Here is a 19,791-nt window from a genome sequence, read left to right on the forward strand (position 1 = left end):
ATACGTAGTCAGGTGTTACTTACTCCGATCAAATATCACAAAAGGATTGTTTCGATGTCCAACAATGGCTCGTCACCGCTGGTGCTTTGGTATAACCAACTCGGCATGAATGATGTAGACAGAGTTGGGGGCAAAAATGCCTCCCTGGGTGAAATGATTACAAATCTGTCAGGTATGGGTGTCTCCGTACCGAACGGGTTTGCCACCACCGCCGATGCCTTTAACCTGTTTTTAGACCAGAGCGGTGTTAACCAGCGCATTTACGACCTGCTGGATAAAACGGATATTGACGACGTTACCGAGCTTGCCAAAGCCGGGGCGCAGATCCGCCAGTGGATCATCGACACACCTTTCCAGCCGGAACTGGAAAAAGCCATTCACGACGCGTACAACCAGCTCTCTGCTGACGATGCGCAGGCCTCCTTTGCCGTACGTTCCTCTGCGACCGCAGAAGATATGCCGGACGCCTCGTTTGCCGGACAGCAGGAAACCTTCCTGAACGTCCAGGGTTACGATGCGGTGCTGGTGGCGGTGAAGCACGTGTTTGCTTCCCTGTTCAACGACCGTGCCATCTCCTATCGCGTGCACCAGGGCTACGACCATCGCGGCGTGGCGCTCTCCGCTGGCGTTCAGCGCATGGTGCGCTCGGACGTGGGCTCATCCGGCGTGATGTTCTCCATTGATACCGAATCCGGCTTCGACCAGGTGGTGTTTATCACCTCCGCGTGGGGTCTGGGTGAGATGGTGGTGCAGGGCGCGGTAAACCCTGACGAATTCTACGTCCACAAGCCTACGCTGGCCGCTGGCCGTCCGGCGGTGGTGCGCCGCACCATGGGCTCGAAAAAAATCCGCATGATCTATGCCCCGACCCAGGAGCATGGCAAGCAGGTTAAAATTGAAGATGTACCGCAGGAGCAGCGCGACCGCTTCTCCCTGACCGACGCCGAAGTGCAGGAACTGGCGAAGCAGGCGGTGCAGATCGAAAAACACTACGGCCGTCCGATGGACATCGAATGGGCAAAAGACGGGAACACCGGCAAGCTGTTTATCGTGCAGGCGCGTCCGGAAACCGTCCGCTCTCGCGGTCAGGTGATGGAGCGTTATACGCTGCACGCGCAGGGTAAAATCGTGGCGGAAGGCCGCGCCATCGGTCACCGCATCGGTGCCGGTCCGGTCAAAGTGATCCACGACATCAGCGAGATGAACCGTATTGAGCCAGGCGACGTGCTGGTGACCGACATGACCGACCCGGACTGGGAACCGATCATGAAGAAAGCGGCGGCTATCGTCACCAACCGCGGCGGTCGTACCTGCCACGCGGCGATCATTGCCCGCGAGCTGGGCATTCCCGCGGTTGTCGGCTGCGGTGACGCCACCGAACGCATGAAGGACGGGCAGAACGTGACCGTCTCCTGTGCCGAAGGCGATACCGGCTACGTCTACGCCGATATTCTCGACTTCAGCGTGAAGAGCTCCAGCGTGGATACCATGCCGGACCTGCCGCTGAAGATCATGATGAACGTCGGCAACCCGGACCGCGCGTTTGACTTCGCCTGCCTGCCGAACGAAGGCGTTGGCCTGGCGCGTCTGGAATTTATCATCAACCGTATGATCGGCGTTCACCCGCGCGCGCTGCTGGAGTTTGACGACCAGGATCCGAAGCTGCAGAACGAAATCCGCGAGATGATGAAAGGCTACGACTCGCCGAAAGAGTTCTACGTCGGCCGTCTGACCGAAGGGATCGCGACGCTGGGCGCCGCCTTCTATCCGAAACGCGTGATCGTGCGTCTGTCTGACTTTAAGTCTAACGAATACGCCAACCTGGTAGGCGGCGAGCGCTACGAGCCGGAAGAAGAGAACCCGATGCTGGGCTTCCGCGGGGCCGGACGCTACGTGTCCGACAGCTTCCGCGACTGCTTCGCGCTGGAGTGTGAGGCGGTGAAACGCGTGCGCAACGACATGGGGCTGACCAACGTCGAAATCATGATCCCGTTCGTGCGTACCGTGGATCAGGCGAAAGCGGTGGTGGACGAGCTGGCGCGTCAGGGTCTGAAGCGCGGCGAGAACGGGCTGAAGATCATCATGATGTGCGAAATCCCGTCCAACGCCCTGCTGGCCGAGCAGTTCCTCGAGCACTTCGACGGCTTCTCTATCGGCTCGAACGACATGACGCAGCTGACGCTGGGTCTGGACCGCGACTCCGGCGTGGTCTCCGAGCTGTTCGACGAGCGCAACGAGGCGGTGAAAGCGCTGCTCTCCATGTCCATCCGCGCGGCGAAGAAGCAGGGTAAATACGTCGGGATCTGCGGTCAGGGTCCATCCGACCATGAAGACTTTGCCGCATGGCTGATGGAAGAGGGGATCGATAGCCTGTCCCTGAACCCGGACACCGTGGTGCAAACCTGGCTGAGCCTGGCGGAACTGAACAAGTAACGCCACGCTGACCCGAAAAGGCGAGGATATTATTCCTCGCCTTTTTTATTTCATTTCTTATTTGCTCCCCATCACAAATAAAGTAAAAAACCAAATATCATAATTTGTCTGTCAATTTAGACAATTGTTAGCGCGCAAACCGTTGCTAATACTTGAGCCTTACTGCGCATTTCCCTTAAGAAGATGCGCAACTGGTTGAAATACGTTTTAACCTGATAAAAAGGCAAATAACAATGACTCTCTCCTCTGTATTGCGTACCAAAGATAAAATAGGTTATGGCTTAGGCGATATGGCCAGCGCGCTGGTCTGGCAAACGGCAACCTTATTTCTCGCTTATTTTTATACAGACGTATTTGGGCTGCCCGCCGCGATTATGGGCACCATGTTTTTAGTGGTGCGCGTGGTCGATGCGTTTGTCGACCCGTGCATTGGCGCACTGGTTGACCGCACCCGGACGCGTCACGGACGTTTCCGTCCCTGGCTGCTGTGGTTTGCCATCCCGTTTGGCGTGAGCTGCCTCATTACCTTCTATGTGCCGGACGTTGGGCCGACGGCAAAAATCGTTTACGCCTGCGTGACCTACGCGATTTTAAGCCTGATTTACTCCGCAATTAACGTGCCTTACTGCGCTATGCCCGGCGCGCTGACGCTGGACCCGCGCGAGCGTCATTCTCTGCAGTCGTGGCGCTTTGGGCTGTCGTTTATCGGCGGGCTGATCGTGACGGTTATCGCCCTGCCGCTGGTCTCACTGTTAGGCCAGGGCAACGTGCAGAAAGGCTATTTCTATGCCATGAGCCTGATGGGTCTGCTGGGAATTGTGCTGTTCTTCTGCTGTTTCCTGATGACCCGCGAGCGTTATTCTCCGCGCAATGATACCTCCGGCTCCATGCTCACCGATTTAAAACTGCTGGCCGGGAACAGCCAGTGGCGTATTGTGTTCCTGTTTAATATTTTGCTGTTAACGGCGGTGGTGACGCGCGGTTCCGCCACCATGTATTACGTGAACTATGTGCTGCTGCGCCCGGATCTGGTTTTTGCCTTTATTGTTTCCGGCATGGTGGCCTCCTTAAGCGGCGCATTATTATCTGAACGGCTGCTGGGGAAATTTGACCGCGTGCGCGCCTACCAGTGGACGATTATCTCCTTCGTTATCTTCGGCGCGCTGATTTTCTTCCTGCCTCCTTCACAGGTGTGGCTAATCTTTGGCCTTAACATCGTCTTTAGCTTTATTCAAAACCTCACCACGCCGCTGCAGTGGACCATGTTCTCCGATGTGGTCGACTACGAAGAGCACCGCAGCGGCCGTCGTCTGGACGGGCTGGTCTTCTCCACCGCGCTGTTTGCCATCAAGTTTGGCCTGGCGCTGGGCGGGGCGGTCGTCGGCTGGGTGCTTGGCATGGTGGATTACGCCCCGGGCCAGGCAACCCAGGCGCCAGGCGTTCTCTCGACCATCAACGCGCTGTTCACCCTTATCCCTTGCGCGCTGTTCCTCTGCATGGTCGCGCTGCTTGCCATCTACAAACTCAACAGCCGGCTGGTGGATTCCATCGCCCGGGAGCTGGCCAGCAAGCGTGAAGTCAGACCCGAAGCGGGGCAGCTCAGCCCGGCAACCCCTTCCGCACTACAGGAGTAAAACATGACGACTATCTATAAGGACGCGGGACGTCCCGTGCACGAGCGCGTCGCCGATTTACTGGCGCGCATGACCCCGGAAGAGAAGTTCGCCCAGATGCACGCGTACTGGCTGATCCTCGATGAAAACGGTAACCACCGCGAGCGCAGCGATCTGAGTGACGAATTTGCCGGCGTGAGCGAGCAGGCTGCGCTCAGCGAACGGCTCAAGCTGGGCGTCGGGCAGATCACGCGGCCGCTGGGCACCCACATCGTTGACGCGAAGACCGGCGTGCGCGCGGCGAACCGCCTGCAGCGCATGATGATGGAAGAGACGCGGCTCGGCATCCCGGCGCTATTCCACGAGGAGTGTCTGGTGGGGCTGCTGTGCAAAGACGCCACCCTGTTCCCGTCGTCATTGAACTACGGTTCGACCTGGGATCCGGAGCTGGTGCAGCGGGCGGCAGAGCAGATTGGCAAAGAGGCGCGCTCCGTCGGCTGCCAGCAGGGGCTGGCGCCGGTGCTGGACGTATCCCGCGACGTGCGCTGGGGGCGAACGGAAGAGACCTTCGGGGAGGATCCCTGGCTGGTGGGCGTAATGGCGACCGCCTACGTGAAGGGCTTACAGGGCGATAAGCGCGATCTGCTGGCGACGCTCAAGCATTACGTGGGGCATTCGTTCAGCGAAGGAGCGCGCAACCATGCGCCGGTCCACCTTGGGTTCAGCGAGCTGAACGACACCTTCCTGCTGCCGTTCGAAATGGCGGTCAAGCTGGCAAACGCCGGTTCGGTGATGCCCGCGTACCACGATATTGATAACCAGCCGGGGCACAGCGACAGCTTCCTGTTGACCACCGTCCTGCGAGAGCAGTGGGGGTTCGACGGGATTATTGTCGCGGACTACGGCGGCGTAAGCCTGCTGCACCAGCACCATGGGATTTCCCACGATGCGGCCGAATCTGCTGCGCTGGCGTTCAACGCCGGGCTGGACGTTGAGCTGCCGAAAGACGACTGCGCGCGGCATCTGGCGGAAGCGGTAGAGCGCGGGCTGATCTCTATGGCGAAGGTCGACGAGATCGTGGCGCGTACGCTGACGGAAAAATTCCGCCTTGGCCTGTTTGAAAAGCCGTACGCGGATGAAAACGGTATCGATCTGCAAAACGATATGACCCGCCAGGCCGCGCGGGAGGTGGCGACGAAATCGATCACGCTGCTGGAAAACAACGGCATTTTACCGCTCGGGGGCAAACCCCGCGTGGCGGTAGTGGGGCCGACGGCAGACGATCCGCTGGCATTACTCAGCGGCTACAGCTTCCCGGTGCATTTGATCATCAGCGATATGGTGGAAGAGACCTCGCAGGTCACGACCCCGCGCGCGGCGCTGGAGCAGTATCTCGGTGCATCGAACGTCCGCTATGCCAAAGGGTGCCACATCATCGAAAAACGGATGGCGGGCGCGCCGGTCTTCCCTGGCGACAGCGGCGGCAAACCGATGCAGCAGTCGCCGGTATCGCAAAGTACCGCCCCGATCCCCGAGGCCGTGAACGCCGCGCAGGAGAGTGACGTGGTGGTGGCCTGCGTGGGCGATCTCGCCGGGCTGTTCCAGAGCGGTACCGTGGGGGAAGGTTCCGATACCGATTCCCTGAACCTGCCGGGCGTGCAGCAACAGCTGCTGGAAGCGCTGGTCGCCACCGGTAAACCGGTGATTGTGGTCATGACCGGGGGGCGTCCATACAACCTGCAGGGTCTGGAAGATAAGGTCGCGGCGCTGATGATGGCCTGGGCGCCGGGGCAGGAAGGGGGCTGGGCGATTGCGGACGTGTTAACCGGGCGTGCGGAGCCGCAGGGTCGTCTGGTGGTGAGCGTACCGAAAAGCGCCGGTGCGATGCCGTATTACTACAATCACAAGCTCAAAAGCGGCGGCACGCCGTTTGCGTTCCATTTCGGCTCACGTTACCCGTTTGGCTTCGGCCTCGGCTGGACGACGTTTAGCTGGGGCGCTGTCCGCGTCGCCGAAAGCAGCGTACCGGTCGACGGTGAGGTGAGGCTGAGCGTGGATATCACCAATACCGGAGAGCGCAGCGGCAGCGAGGTGGTGCAGGTTTACGTCAGGGATAAGGTCGCCACGCAGGTGCGGCCGCTTCAGGAGCTGAAGGCCTTCCAGCGCGTCACGCTCTCGCCGGGAGAAACCGCCACGCTCACCTTCACGCTGCCGGTTGAGATGTTCAACTTCACCCGTCGCGACGGAAAACGCATCGTCGAGCCGGGCGAGTTTGAGCTGCAGGTTGGCGCATCGTCGGCGGATATCCGCGAGACGGTGATGGTCAATGCGACAGGGGAAACGCGGGTGCTGCCGGCTGAGTGGCGGATGCTCAGTACCTGTGAGGTTCAACGCGCGTAGTCAGAATAAAAAAAAGCCCATCGTGGGAGATGGGCAAAGACTACACACAGCAATTCGTTGTTTCACTTAGGGGATTTCCATGCTTATAAATCAAGGTGTTGATTTATAACCGTGTGCTAATAGTAGGCATTGTGTTATTTAGCGTCGATCGGATTCGTCTCAATAGTTAAAGAGACGTAAAGAATTCTTGAGGTTATTAGCAGACTTATTGCTGAAAAGGCGGGTCTGACCAGTGAGTAACGAATAAATACTTTAGCAGTGTTTAAGTATCATGCGGGAAAGTGTAGGCCGGGTGAGCGTTAACGCCACCCGGCAACAAACCTTAATGCGTGTTCTTCTCTTCCAGCTCTTCCAGTTCGCTCAAAATCACGTCCGGGTCAGTTCCCGGCGGCGGAATTTCATGCACCCAGGCAGAGAACAGACGCCAGGTGACGGCGAGCAGCACCGGGCCAATAAACAGGCCAATCATGCCAAAGGCAATCAATCCGCCAATGACCCCGGAGAGGATCAGGATCAGCGGCAGGTCTGCACCCATGCGAATGAGGATCGGACGAATCACGTTATCCATGGTGCCGACCACGCAGCTCCAGACCAGCAGCACCGTTCCCCACGTGGTATCGCCCGTCCAGTAGAGCCAGATAATGCTGGGAACCAGCACCAGCAGAGGCCCCAGTTGCGCAAGACAGGTCATCAGCATGACCACGGTGAACACGGTAGCGTACGGTACGCCGGAAATCGCCAGACCGATCCCGCCCAGCACCGCCTGCACCAGCGCGGTGACCACCACGCCCAGCGCAACCGCGCGCACGGCCTGCGCGGCCAGCAGCACCGCTGCGTCACCGCGTTTGCCCGCCAGGCGGGTGGCAAAGTGACGAACGCCTAAAGCCACCTGCTCGCCGCGCCAGTAGAGCAGGGCGCTGAAGAGCAGCATCAGGGTACAGTGCATCATAAAGCGGCCGATATGCGCCGCCTGCCCGACAAACCAGGTGGTGGTGGTGCCAATATACGGGCGGACTTTTGCCATCAGCGCGCTGCCGCCCATCTCCAGCAGGCTATGCCAGCCGCTGTAGAGTTTGGCGCCCACCAGCGGAATGCTGTTCAGCCAGGCGAGATCCGGCAGCGTCAGGTCGCCGCTGCTAATGGCGCGAATAACCGGGCCACTCGAATCCACCAGGCTATTTACCAGCAGGGCAATCGGAATGATAAACAGCAGGAACAGCAGGAGCGTCATGACCAGCACGGCGAGCCCGCGACGGCCGAACAGCAGCTTCTGTAAGCGCAGCAGCAAAGGCCACGTGGCCACGACAACGGTCGCAGCCCACGCAAAGCCGAGAATAAAGGGTTGAACAATCCACAGACACGCAATAATCATGAGGGCCAGAAACAGCACCGACAGCAAAATTTGCGCAACATCCCTGGGCTGGCGAAGATTGACCATAAATGAAACTTTCCTTAAAAGAACGCCAGTAAGACTGGCGGGAACGGAAAACCGCGTCTCTTTAATCATTAATGATCTCAGCGGTTTTTAACAGGCGAATTCTGCCTGTAATTCAGCAGAGATTATAAGAAAAAAATGTGATAAAACTTTTAAGATACACGCAAACGATTTCATACAACTCTAATTAGGGTCGACAGTCATGATCCCACAGATTTCTCAGGCACCTGGCGTCGTTCAGCTGGTGCTTAATTTTTTGCAGGCACTGGAGCAACAGGGTTTTACAGGTGATACCGCCACGAACTATGCCGACAGGCTGACGATGGCGACCGATAACAGTATCTACCAGCTTCTTCCCGATGCCGTGGTTTTCCCCCGTTCAACGGCCGACGTCGCGCTTATCGCCCGGCTGGCCACGCAGGAGCGGTTTGCCTCGCTGGTCTTCACGCCGCGCGGCGGCGGCACCGGAACCAACGGTCAGGCGCTGAACCAGGGCATCATTGTTGATATGTCGCGCTATATGAACCGCATCATTGAGATCAACCCGGAAGAGGGGTGGGTGCGGGTCGAAGCGGGCGTCATCAAAGATCAGCTTAATCAGTATCTCAAGCCGTACGGCTACTTTTTTGCCCCTGAGCTTTCCACCAGCAACCGCGCCACCCTTGGCGGGATGATTAACACGGATGCCTCCGGGCAGGGCTCGCTGGTCTACGGTAAAACTTCCGATCACGTGCTGGGCGTGCGTGCGGTGCTGCTGGGCGGCGACATCCTCGATACCCAGCCGATGCCGGTTGAACTGGCGGAAACGCTGGGCAAAGACAACACCGCCAGCGGACGCATCTATCGCACCGTGCTGGAACGCTGCCGCGACAACCGCCAGCTTATTCTCGATAAATTCCCCAAGCTGAACCGCTTCCTGACCGGTTACGATCTGCGTCACGTCTTCAACGATGACCTGACCCAGTTTGATTTAACCCGCGTGCTGACCGGCTCCGAAGGAACGCTGGCATTTATTACCGAAGCGCGGCTGGATATCACCCGGTTGCCGAAAGTGCGCCGTCTGGTGAACGTCAAATATGACTCCTTCGACTCCGCGCTGCGCAATGCGCCGTTTATGGTGCAAGCGCAGGCGCTGTCGGTGGAGACCGTCGACTCTAAGGTGCTCAATCTTGCCCGGGAAGATATTGTCTGGCACTCCGTAAGCGACCTCATTACCGACGTGCCGGACAAAGAGATGCTCGGTCTTAATATCGTGGAATTTGCCGGCGATGATGCGGAGCTGATTGAGCGTCAGGTCACCACGCTCTGCCAGCGTCTGGACGAGCTGATTGCGCAGGGTGAAGGCGGCGTGATCGGCTGGCAGCTCTGTAACGATCTGGCCGGGATTGAGCGTATCTATGCGATGCGTAAAAAAGCCGTGGGCCTGCTCGGCAATGCGAAAGGGGCGGCGAAGCCCATTCCCTTTGCCGAAGATACCTGCGTGCCGCCCGAGCATCTGGCGGATTATATCGTGGAGTTTCGCGCCCTGCTGGACAGCCACGGCCTGAGCTATGGCATGTTCGGCCACGTCGACGCCGGAGTACTGCACGTGCGTCCGGCTCTGGACATGTGCGACCCGCAGCAGGAGATCCTGATGAAGCAGATCTCCGACGACGTGGTGGCCTTAACCGCCAAATACGGCGGTCTGCTGTGGGGGGAGCACGGGAAAGGGTTCCGCGCGGAGTACAGCCCGGCATTCTTCGGCGAACAGCTCTACGCGGAATTGCGTAAGGTGAAAGCGGCTTTCGATCCGCATAACCGCCTCAACCCGGGTAAAATCTGTCCGCCTGAGGGTGTTGATGCCCCGATGCTGCAGGTGGATGCCGTCAAGCGCGGCACCTACGACAGGCAGATCCCTATTGCGGTGCGCTCGTCCTGGCGCGGCGCGATGGAGTGCAACGGCAATGGCCTGTGCTTTAACTTTGATGTGAAAAGCCCGATGTGCCCGTCGATGAAAATCACCAGCAATCGTATTCACTCGCCGAAAGGGCGGGCGACGCTGGTGCGCGAGTGGCTGCGTCTGCTGGCCGACCGCGGGGTGGATCCGCTCAAGCTGGAGCAGGAGCTGCCGGAAAAACGGGCCAGCCTGCGCTCGCTGATTGAGCGCACCCGCAACAGCTGGCATGCCAACAAGGGCGAGTATGATTTCTCCCACGAGGTGAAAGAGGCGATGTCCGGCTGTCTGGCCTGTAAAGCCTGCTCCACCCAGTGCCCGATTAAAATCGACGTGCCGGAATTCCGCTCGCGTTTCCTGCAGCTTTACCACACCCGATACCTCCGCCCGGTGCGCGACCATCTGGTGGCGACGGTGGAAAGCTACGCGCCGCTGATGGCGCGTGCGCCAAAGACCTTCAACTTCTTTATCAACCAGCCGCTGGTGCGCAAGCTCTCCGAAAAACACATCGGCATGGTCGATCTGCCGCTGCTGTCGGTGCCGTCTCTGCAGCGCCAGCTCGTCGGTCACCGTTCGGCGAACATGACTCTGGAGCAGCTGGAGGCGCTCGCTCCGGAGCAAAAAGCCAGTATGGTGCTGGTGGTGCAGGATCCGTTCACTAGCTACTACGATGCGCAGGTCGTGGCCGATTTTGTCCGTCTGGCGGAGAAAGTGGGCTACCAGCCGGTTGTGCTGCCGTTCTCTCCCAACGGCAAGGCGCAGCACATTAAGGGTTTCCTGAACCGATTTGCGAAGACCGCGCAGAAAACGTCTGACTTCTTAAACCGCGTGGCGCAACTCGGGATACCGATGGTTGGCGTCGATCCGGCGCTGGTGCTTTGCTATCGCGATGAATACAAGCAGACGCTGGGCGATAAGCGCGGTGATTTCAACGTCATGCTGGTGCACGAGTGGCTTCCGGTGGCGCTGGCAGATAAAGCCGTTCAGGACGTCAGCGGTGAACCGTGGTATCTGTTCGGCCACTGCACGGAAGTGACCGCGCTGCCGGGTGCCCCCGCGCAGTGGGCGTCCGTTTTTGCCCGCTTTGGTGCGAAGCTGGAGAGCGTCAACGTAGGCTGCTGCGGGATGGCCGGAACCTACGGACACGAAGTGAAAAACCACGCCAACTCGCTCGGCATCTATGAGCTGTCCTGGCATCAGGCGATGCAGCGTTTGCCGCGAAACCGCTGTCTGGCGACGGGCTACTCCTGTCGCAGCCAGGTAAAACGGGTAGAAGGTAACGGTGTGCGTCACCCATTGCAGGCTTTACTGGAGATAATTGGATGATCTGGAAACGTGCCGTGACGCTGCAGGCGCTGAACGCCATGGGCGAGGGGAATATGGTGGGGCTGCTGGATATCCAGTTCATCCGCATTGGCGACGATGAGATTGAGGCCACCATGCCGGTCGATAGTCGCACCCACCAGCCGTTTGGTTTATTGCATGGCGGGGCCTCCGTCGTGCTGGCCGAAACGCTGGGCTCGGTGGCGGGCTATCTCTGTACCGAAGGGGAGCAGAAGGTTGTTGGACTCGAGGTGAATGCTAACCACATACGCTCGGTGCGCAGCGGGCGCGTGCGCGGTGTTTGCCGCGCGCTGCACGCCGGAAGCCGCCATCAGGTATGGCAGATAGATATTCTCGATGAGCAGGATCGCCTGTGCTGCTCGTCGCGGCTGACCACGGCGGTTGTGTAAAGTTTTCAGATGTTTTGCCTTTGGTCAAAAACTAGCCAGTCCGTTGTGATATACTGGTCAGGTTTTGTACATAAGCGAGGACATCATGGATACTGAAATAACCCCAACACAGCTGGCAATTGAATATTTACGTCGCGATAAGAGCAACCTGTCTCCGGCGCAGTACCTGAAAAAGCTGAAACAGCTTGAGCTGGAATTTACAGATTTGCTGGCGCTCTCTTCGAATGAACTGAAAGAAGAGATCTATTTTGCCTGGCGGTTGGGCGTTCACGTCCATTGAGTACATGAGAATAAAAGGGCCGCGAGTGCGGCCTTTTTTGTGTCTGCAATTCAGTATCGGGCGGCGGTGACGCCACCCGATATTTTCCTCAGACATTGACGGCGTTGATCAGCCGCGACTTCATGGACTGATACGCCGACGCCGCAAAATCCTCCGCCCAGCGCTGGTCCTCAATCGCCTCCAGCTGCACCGCGCAATACTTCGTTTCCGGCGTTTTTGAGATGGGATCGAGATTATCCTGGGTCAGCTCGTTGCAGGCGCCAATCCACCACTGATAGGTCATGTAGACCGCCCCGGCGTTGATACGTTCGCTGATGCTGGCGCGGGTAATCACTTTGCCGCGACGTGAGCGCACCCAGACTAGCTGGCCCTCCGCGATGCCCAGCTTTTCCGCATCGGCTGGGTTCATTTGCACCCGGCCCGGCTCATCGGCCAGGCTTTGCAGCGCGGCGCAGTTCCCGGTCATCGAGCGGCAGGAGTAGTGCCCCACTTCACGGACCGTACACAGCACCAGCGGGAAATCTGCGTCCGGAGTTTCCGCCGGTGCGCGCCACGGTGCGGCAAAGAGCTGGCCTTTACCGGTTGGGGTGTCGAACTGATTGTCTTTGTACAGGTACGGCGTTCCCGGATGATCCAGCGTCGGGCACGGCCACTGCACGTGGCCCATCTCGCCCATTTTTTCATACGTCACGCCACAGAAGAGAGGGCACAGCTCGCGCATCTCGTCCCAGATCTGCTGGTTGGAGTCATAATGCATCGGGTAGCCCATCTCGGTGGCGAGCAGGCTGATAATCTCCCAGTCGCGCTTCACGTTGCCGCTGGCCTCAATGGCTTTGCCAAAACGCTGGAATCCGCGATCGGCACAGGTAAAGACGCCGCCGTGTTCACCCCAGGAGGTGGCAGGAAGCAGAACGTCCGCCACTTCTGCCGTTTTGGTCATAAAGATGTCCTGGACCACGACAAAGTCGAGCGCCTCAAAACCGCTGCGAACGAGACCGAGATCGGCTTCGGTCTGAAGCGGATCTTCCCCCATGATGTAGTAGGCCTTGACCTTGCCTTCCAGCGCCAGATGAGGCACCTCGGTAATGCGCGTCCCGACCCGATCGTCCATTTTATCTGCGTCAATTCCCCAGGCATCGGCAAACTTCTGCCTGACCGCCGGATCGGTCACATCCTGATAGCCCGGGAACATATTCGGCAGAACGCCCATATCGCAGGCGCCCTGAACGTTGTTTTGTCCGCGCACCGGCCCGACGCCGACGGCAGGGCGGCCGAGGTTGCCGGTCAGCAGCGCCAGGCTGGAAAGCCCTTTGACCACATCCACGGCCTGACCAAACTGGGTCACGCCCATACCCCACATCACGGTGGCGGAAGGGGCCGCCGCGAAGGTGCGCATCGCCTGGCGAACGTCGCGGGCGGGAATGCCGGTAAGATGCTCAACCTTCTCCGGCGCATAGTCTTTCACCGTCTGGCGGTAGGCCTCAAGCCCCTCGGTAAAGCGCGCCACGTAGCTTTTGTCGTAGAGCTCCTCTTCCAGCAGCACGTAGCCAAAGGCGTTTACCAGCGCCATGTTGCTGCCGTTTTTCAGCTGCAGATGCTGGTCGGCGATGCGCGCCGTTTCAATGCGCCGCGGATCGCAGACGATAATTTTTGCGCCATTTTCCCGCGCTTTCAGCACGCGTCGGGCGACGATAGGGTGGGAGTCCGCGCAGTTATAGCCAAACACCAGCAGGCATTTTGAGTTTTCAATATCGTTGATTGAGTTGCTCATCGCGCCGTTGCCGAGCGTTTCCTGTAAACCGGCCACGGAAGGGCCGTGACAAACGCGCGCGCAGCAGTCCACGTTGTTGGTGTTCAGCACCGCGCGGGCAAATTTTTGCATCACATAGTTTGTTTCATTGCCGGTTCCGCGGGAGGATCCGGTGGTCATGATCGACCGCGGCCCGTGCTGCGCTTTGATGCTGCTGAGCCTGTGGGCGGTGTAGCGGATAGCCTCTTCCCAGGTGACGGGAGTAAATGCCTCGCCTTTATGGTAGCGGATCATCGGCTGGGTCAGGCGCGGGGTGAGCAGACGGGTATCGTTGAGGAAGTCCCAGCCGTAAAAGCCTTTCAGACACAGGGTGCCCTGGTTTGTGACGCCTTCTGCGGCTTCGGCACGGATGATACGGTTATTTTCAACGACAAGGTTTAATTTACAGCCTGCACCGCAGTAGGGGCAGACGCTGGCGATCTTTTTCATCAATAACAGACCTGTTAAGAAATGAAGCAAAGTTGACTGGAAAACCCAGTCCCGTAAGCAGAGGTAAGCAGGAACCGTGCCAGGTTGGCTTTGCTGGTTTTACAGGGTGTTAAGCGGGGAAGGCGCGTGTCATCGTCAGAACATTCGTCAGTTTTGACGATGACACGAAAGCAGGATGAGTGGCCGTGAAATTACAGGTCGTCCATGGTGTAGCCCACGACAATTTCCAGCGTCTTGCGAATTACATCCGCCTGGACAACATCGTGGGTCGCTTCCAGCGTCTGAATGAGCCAGAGGATAATCGCTTTGTTGGACAGATGGCCTTCGGAGGCCAGAACACAGCGTACTGCAGTTGAAAAAACAGCGGACTCTTCAGCAAAACGATCGCCTGCATGACGGAAATATTCCGACAGCGCACTGTCTAAAAAAGCAGAGTGGTACTCGGGTTGAAGCTGAATATTTTGTCTCATTTGTTCTCACCGTAGCTGTTAAATTGCAGTCAATGTATTTTTTTGGGGTCGGACGGTTTTCCACTTCCAAATAACGGCACTACATTGTCTTTCTTATCGTTGAGAGGTCCCTCTCTGTTCGTTCGTCCTTGCGCGGTTCTGCGACGTGTAAAGGCGGTGCTATTTGAGCCGATCTCGGCAATCACCACCGCAAGTGTCTCCCGCCGCCGGGGATCCTTTTCATGTTCTTCCATGACCCGCAGACGCTGCAGCAATCCTTCGGTTGTCACTGGCCCCCGCTCTTTCAAAAGAGAGAGAACGGCTTCACCGATAAGCGTGTCGATCAGTTTGTCTGCGTTACTGCTCTTCATATCCTTACCGTTCGAAGAGCAGACCAAGCAGCTTGTGGTAATGCTCTTCCTCTTCCGGGCCATCGGCCTTTTCGAGGCGGCTGAGCAGTTTGGTACAGAGCGATTTGCGATTCAGATTTCGCCCGTCGCTGAGAATTTCAACAACGACCTGGCCCAGCGTCTCCTGCTGGGTAGGAAGCACGGCTTTTTCGAAGTACTGTGCGATTGCTGCTGCGGAATCTGCGACGTAACCTTTCTGCTGCATGTTTCGCTCCTGTAAAATTTTGTAATCACTAACGTTACAATTAAGGTATACACAATTTCTAAATCTGTACACTTAAAATGTACAGATTTTTAATATTTTTATGATATTTTTTATAAAGTACTTTATTTTCATTTGCTTATGAGTATGTTGTGGACCGGTAATGTTACAGGATATATTGTACAAAAAGGTCTGACACTGGTAAGTTGTACAGCGCAGAAAAATGTTTCATTAACTGCCGTAAATGATTGAGATGTAAATTATTTGTCAGGCAATGAATGTGCTATAAATGATACTTATCCACCTTTTTGTGGCCAAAACCCTAACCCCAGGAATAGCATGCTCACAACCATCATTTACCGCAGTCATATCTGCGAGGACGTTCCAGTTAAAGCGCTGGAAGCAATGGTCGCTGCTGCAAATAGTAAAAACCGGCAATCCAATATCACGGGGATCCTGCTGTTTAACGGCACACATTTTTTTCAGCTGCTTGAAGGGCCAGTGGAACACGTCTCTGCTATCTATGAGCAGATCTGCAACGACCCGCGCCACCATAACGTGGTGGAGCTGATGCGCGATCACGGACCTGTCCGGCGTTTTGGCAACGTGGGCATGGAGCTTTTTGATTTGCGCCACTTCGACAGGGACGAAGTGCTGCAGCAGGTGCTCAACAGGGGGACGACACGCTATCAGCTGACGTATAATGACCGCCCGCTGCAGTTTTTCCGCACCTTTGTCGAGGCCACGGAAAAAGCGAACTATTTTGAACTGCCGCCTGCGGATTCCTGGGAGTTCGTTCGCGAGGAAACGCGCCTGTCCGCGCAGCCCGAAGTGGTCGCGAAAGGGGCGGATTGCAGCTTTGCGTTCCAGCCGATAGTCGATCCGTTTATGCAGCAGGTCGTCTCCTGGGAGGCGCTTCTCCGCACGCCTGACGGCGGCGCACCGGGAGATTACTTTGCCAATCTGCCGCGTGACGAGGTGTATGCCTCTGATTTACACAGCAAGCAGGTGGCGCTCTCCATGGCCAGCGCGCTGGGGCTCCAGGACCAGACGTTATCCCTCAATCTGCGGCCCATGACGCTGGTCAACATTCCCAACGCCGTGGATTTCCTGCTCACCGCGATTGAAGCCAATGGGTTTGTACCCGAGCAAATTGTGGTGGAGTTCACCGAGAGCGAAGCCATTTCCCGTTTTGATGAATTCACGGATTCGGTCAGGCAGTTAAAAAGCGCGGGTATCAGCGTGACGATCGATCACTTTGGCGCCGGTTTTGCCGGGCTGCAGCTGCTGGCGCAGTTCCAGCCGGACAGAATTAAGATTAATCGCGATCTGGTCGCGAACGTGCATAAAAGTGGCCCCCGACAGGCCATTATTCAGGCGATTATTAAATGCTGCTCCTCGCTTGAGATCCAGTTCTGCGCGGTAGGAGTAGAGAAGGCTGAAGAATGGATGTGGCTGGAGTCCGCCGGGATTTCCCAGTTCCAGGGGCATCTTTTTGCCAGCCCGCGACACGGCGGTATTCCCGCGATTGCGTGGCCGGAGAAAAAGTTCGACTTCTGATAAAGCTGTACACATTACGGCAGAGTTAACTGTACGAATGGTAATTTTTATACAACAATGTATTAACAGGTGAAGGGAGGAGTAGCCCATTCACCTGAGCAAAATGCGGTCTTAGTTATACAAATGGTGTGTACAATCTGATAAGGTTGGTGCAGTTAGGTATGGAAGTTCTGAGCGTGAGGGAGTTAATGGCCTATTACAGTATCGGCGAAGTGGCCGAACGATGCGGTATCAACCCCGTTACGCTGCGTGCCTGGCAGCGCCGTTATGGATTGTTGAAGCCGCAGCGCAGCGAAGGAGGTCATCGTCAGTTTGACGATGAAGATATCCTCCGCATAGAAGAGATCAAGCGCCTGATGAAAAGCGGCGTCTCGGTCGGAAAAGTCAAAGCCTTGCTGGAAAACAAAGAAGTATTGACTCAGGGCAACTGGGTCTCGTTCCAGGAAGAAATGATGACCGTTCTGCGTTACGCCAGCCCGGCAAAGCTGCGCGCCAAAATGGGCGAATTCCGCCGCGATCACGCGATAGATGCGCTGATTGACAATATTATTTCTCCCGTTCGTCAGCGCATGAATCAGGATCAAAACACCGTGCGTCACATGGCGAGCCTGTTTGACGGCGTCCTGATCGAATTCGCGATTGCAAGCCTGGCGGAATCCCGCAAAAAAGCTGGTAAAGACGCCCTCCTGATTGGCTGGGAATGCGATGACCGCACCCACCTGTGGCTGGAAGCCGCGCGCTTATCGCAGAAGGGATGGCACATTGACGTCCTGGCGGAACCTATTGATTCGCCGCGTCCTGAACTGTTCCCTGGGCAAAAAATCTTCGTCTGGACGGGGAAATCCCCAACGCCTCGCCAGCAGGAACAGCTCGACCACTGGCGTGAACAGGGGTTTGCTGTCTCATTTCATCACTGATTAACAGAGGCCTTGAGGGCCTTTTTTTGTTTTTGTCCTTTTCTGAACAAAAGCTATCTCAAAAATAGGCATTTCCGATGCATATTTTACTTTTCTCTTCCCTGTCATAAATACCACGACGAAATGCATTATTAATCAATGCATTGAACAAATACATCCATCCTGACTGCATCCTCTCACAGGGTCTATGCTTAATAAAAGTAGGCAAAAAGGGCGGTTTAGCCGAATGCCCCTGCTGACAGAGGGTTGAAGTGATAATCGTTATCACTAACATGGTGTTATGCCCTGATGGCTTATCAGATGAGGTGGACCTATGGAACTGCATTCAGAAACCTTTAATCCTGCCGATTTTGCCTGGCGCGGCTTAACGCTCACGCCAGCGGCGGCGGCACATATTCACGAGCTGGTGGCGAAAAAGCCCGAGATCCTCGGCGTGCGTTTGGGCGTCAAACAGACCGGCTGCGCGGGTTTCGGCTACGTGCTCGATACCGTCACCGAACCCGAGAAAGATGACCTGGTGTTCGAGACGGACGGCGCGAAACTGTACGTCGCGCTGCAGGCCATGCCGTTTATTGACGGTACCGAAGTGGACTACGTCCGCGAAGGCTTAAACCAGTTATTCAAATTTCATAACCCGAAAGCCCAGAACGAATGCGGCTGCGGCGAAAGCTTTGGGGTATAGGCGGTACTATGTCTCGTAATACTGAAGCAACGAGTGATGTAAATACCTGGGGCGGTGGGCACCTCAACTATAAAGAGGGGTTCTTCACCCAGCTGCAGACCGATGAGCTGGCGAAAGGCATCAACGAAGATGTCGTGCGGGCGATCTCGGCGAAACGCAACGAGCCCGAGTGGATGCTGGAGTTCCGCCTGAGCGCCTTCCGCGCCTGGCTGGAGATGGAAGAACCGCACTGGCTGAAAGCGCACTACGACAAGCTGAACTATCAGGATTACAGCTACTACTCCGCGCCCTCCTGCGGCAGCTGTGACGATACCTGCGCCTCGCAGCCCGGCGCGGTGCAGCAAACCGGTGCGGAGAACAGTTTCCTCAGCAAAGAGGTGGAAGAAGCCTTTAACCAGCTTGGCGTGCCCGTGCGTGAGGGGAAAGAGGTGGCGGTAGACGCCATTTTCGACTCCGTCTCGGTGGCAACCACCTACCGCGAGAAGCTGGCAGAGCAGGGGATCATTTTCTGCTCCTTCGGCGAAGCGATTCACGATCATCCGGAACTGGTGAAAAAATACATTGGGACCGTGGTGCCTTCTAACGACAACTTCTTTGCGGCGCTCAACGCGGCGGTAGCCTCTGACGGCACCTTTATCTATGTGCCGAAAGGCGTGCGCTGCCCGATGGAGCTGTCGACGTATTTCCGTATCAACGCCGAAAAAACCGGCCAGTTCGAACGCACGATTCTGGTTGCGGATGAAGGCAGCTACGTCAGCTATATCGAAGGGTGCTCCGCCCCGGTCCGCGACAGCTACCAGCTGCACGCGGCGGTGGTGGAGGTCATCATCCACAAAGATGCCGAGGTGAAATACTCCACGGTGCAAAACTGGTTCCCGGGCGACGGCAATACCGGCGGTATCCTGAACTTCGTCACCAAGCGCGCGCTGTGCGAAGGCGAAAACAGCAAGATGTCGTGGACCCAGTCAGAAACCGGCTCTGCCATCACCTGGAAATACCCGAGCTGCATTCTGCGCGGGGATAACTCCATCGGCGAGTTTTACTCGGTGGCGCTGACCAGCGGCCATCAGCAGGCCGATACCGGCACCAAGATGATCCACATCGGTAAAAACACCAAATCAACCATCATCTCGAAAGGGATCTCTGCCGGGCATAGCCAGAACAGCTATCGCGGGCTGGTGAAAATCATGCCGACGGCCACCAATGCGCGAAACTTTACCCAGTGTGACTCGATGCTGATTGGCGCTGACTGCGGGGCGCATACCTTCCCGTACGTCGAGTGCCGTAACAACACGGCCCAGCTTGAGCACGAGGCGACGACGTCGCGGATTGGGGAAGATCAGCTCTTCTACTGCCTGCAGCGCGGGATCAGCGAAGAAGACGCCATCTCGATGATCGTTAACGGCTTCTGTAAGGACGTGTTCTCTGAACTGCCGCTGGAATTTGCCGTTGAAGCCCAGAAACTCCTCGCCATTAGTCTTGAACACAGCGTCGGTTAAGGAAAG

Annotated in this window: 15 protein-coding genes and 1 other RNA gene; 10 read left to right on the forward strand and 6 right to left on the reverse strand. The window is 57.0% G+C overall.

Annotated features, from left to right (window positions below):
• The first annotated feature begins 54 nt into the window (after positions 1-54).
• From ppsA to HB664_RS12175, 3 genes are all read left to right on the forward strand, one after another.
• Positions 55-2,433 carry a phosphoenolpyruvate synthase gene (gene ppsA, locus HB664_RS12165; protein WP_023311316.1) on the forward strand — a complete coding sequence of 793 codons (2,379 nt, stop codon included), beginning with the start codon at positions 55-57 and terminating at the stop codon, positions 2,431-2,433.
• A gap of 233 nt (positions 2,434-2,666) precedes the next feature.
• Positions 2,667-4,067 (forward strand): MFS transporter, encoded by a 1,401-nt coding sequence (locus HB664_RS12170; protein ID WP_058840771.1) that lies wholly within the window; start codon positions 2,667-2,669, stop codon positions 4,065-4,067.
• Between the two features lie 3 nt (positions 4,068-4,070).
• Complete coding sequence (locus HB664_RS12175) at positions 4,071-6,446, forward strand: glycoside hydrolase family 3 N-terminal domain-containing protein (RefSeq protein WP_033145294.1); 2,376 nt, start codon at positions 4,071-4,073, stop codon at positions 6,444-6,446.
• Positions 6,447-6,451: 5 nt separating this feature from the next.
• Here HB664_RS12175 and rprA read toward each other — a convergent pair.
• An RNA gene (rprA, locus tag HB664_RS12180) (antisense sRNA RprA) lies at positions 6,452-6,559 on the reverse strand.
• A gap of 209 nt (positions 6,560-6,768) precedes the next feature.
• Positions 6,769-7,884, reverse strand: a complete 1,116-nt coding sequence (ydiK, locus tag HB664_RS12185) for an AI-2E family transporter YdiK (RefSeq protein ID WP_033145295.1) — start codon at positions 7,882-7,884, stop codon at positions 6,769-6,771.
• A 199-nt stretch (positions 7,885-8,083) separates the two neighbouring features.
• On the opposite strand from ydiK, the gene HB664_RS12190 reads away from it, so the two are divergent.
• The 3 genes from HB664_RS12190 (at position 8,084) to HB664_RS12200 (ending at position 11,827) form a co-directional block, all read left to right on the forward strand.
• Positions 8,084-11,140, forward strand: a complete 3,057-nt coding sequence (locus tag HB664_RS12190) for an FAD-binding and (Fe-S)-binding domain-containing protein (protein ID WP_033145296.1) — start codon at positions 8,084-8,086, stop codon at positions 11,138-11,140.
• A complete protein-coding gene (gene menI, locus HB664_RS12195; protein WP_023311321.1) occupies positions 11,137-11,547 on the forward strand; it encodes a 1,4-dihydroxy-2-naphthoyl-CoA hydrolase in 411 nt (136 codons plus the stop codon). Before HB664_RS12190 ends, menI begins: the two co-directional genes overlap by 4 nt.
• An 85-nt stretch (positions 11,548-11,632) precedes the next feature.
• A complete protein-coding gene (locus HB664_RS12200) occupies positions 11,633-11,827 on the forward strand; it encodes a YdiH family protein (protein ID WP_003857766.1) in 195 nt (64 codons plus the stop codon).
• A gap of 88 nt (positions 11,828-11,915) precedes the next feature.
• On the opposite strand, the gene fdhF is transcribed toward HB664_RS12200, so the two are convergent.
• The 4 genes from fdhF to ycgZ form a co-directional block, all read right to left on the reverse strand.
• Positions 11,916-14,066 (reverse strand): formate dehydrogenase subunit alpha, encoded by a 2,151-nt coding sequence (gene fdhF / locus HB664_RS12205; RefSeq protein ID WP_219939519.1) that lies wholly within the window; start codon positions 14,064-14,066, stop codon positions 11,916-11,918.
• A gap of 191 nt (positions 14,067-14,257) precedes the next feature.
• Positions 14,258-14,536, reverse strand: coding sequence for a biofilm/acid-resistance regulator YmgB/AriR (locus HB664_RS12210; protein WP_023311323.1), 279 nt, complete (start codon positions 14,534-14,536; stop codon positions 14,258-14,260).
• A 29-nt stretch (positions 14,537-14,565) separates the two neighbouring features.
• Entirely contained in the window at positions 14,566-14,886 is a 321-nt protein-coding gene (locus HB664_RS12215; RefSeq protein WP_143347184.1) for a hypothetical protein, read from the reverse strand.
• A gap of 4 nt (positions 14,887-14,890) precedes the next feature.
• The gene (gene ycgZ / locus HB664_RS12220) at positions 14,891-15,130 is read right to left on the reverse strand and encodes a regulatory protein YcgZ (RefSeq protein ID WP_023311324.1); all 240 of its coding nucleotides are present in this window, start codon (positions 15,128-15,130) and stop codon (positions 14,891-14,893) included.
• A 336-nt stretch (positions 15,131-15,466) separates the two neighbouring features.
• Between ycgZ and HB664_RS12225 the strand changes: the two genes are divergently transcribed.
• The 4 genes from HB664_RS12225 to sufB all read left to right on the forward strand — a co-directional run bounded on the left by HB664_RS12225 (position 15,467) and on the right by sufB (position 19,785).
• Positions 15,467-16,687 carry a diguanylate phosphodiesterase gene (locus tag HB664_RS12225; protein ID WP_143347182.1) on the forward strand — a complete coding sequence of 407 codons (1,221 nt, stop codon included), beginning with the start codon at positions 15,467-15,469 and terminating at the stop codon, positions 16,685-16,687.
• 188 nt (positions 16,688-16,875) lie between these two features.
• Positions 16,876-17,604: a MerR family transcriptional regulator gene (locus HB664_RS12230; protein WP_033145300.1), complete on the forward strand. Its 729-nt coding sequence runs from the start codon at positions 16,876-16,878 to the stop codon at positions 17,602-17,604.
• Between the two features lie 313 nt (positions 17,605-17,917).
• A complete protein-coding gene (sufA, locus tag HB664_RS12235; RefSeq protein WP_008500631.1) occupies positions 17,918-18,286 on the forward strand; it encodes a Fe-S cluster assembly scaffold SufA in 369 nt (122 codons plus the stop codon).
• An 8-nt stretch (positions 18,287-18,294) separates the two neighbouring features.
• Entirely contained in the window at positions 18,295-19,785 is a 1,491-nt protein-coding gene (gene sufB / locus HB664_RS12240; protein ID WP_039262105.1) for a Fe-S cluster assembly protein SufB, read from the forward strand.
• Positions 19,786-19,791 lie beyond the last annotated feature (6 nt).

Source organism: Enterobacter sp. DNB-S2, from assembly GCF_019443845.1.
Classification (GTDB): Bacteria; Pseudomonadota; Gammaproteobacteria; order Enterobacterales; family Enterobacteriaceae; genus Enterobacter; species Enterobacter asburiae_B.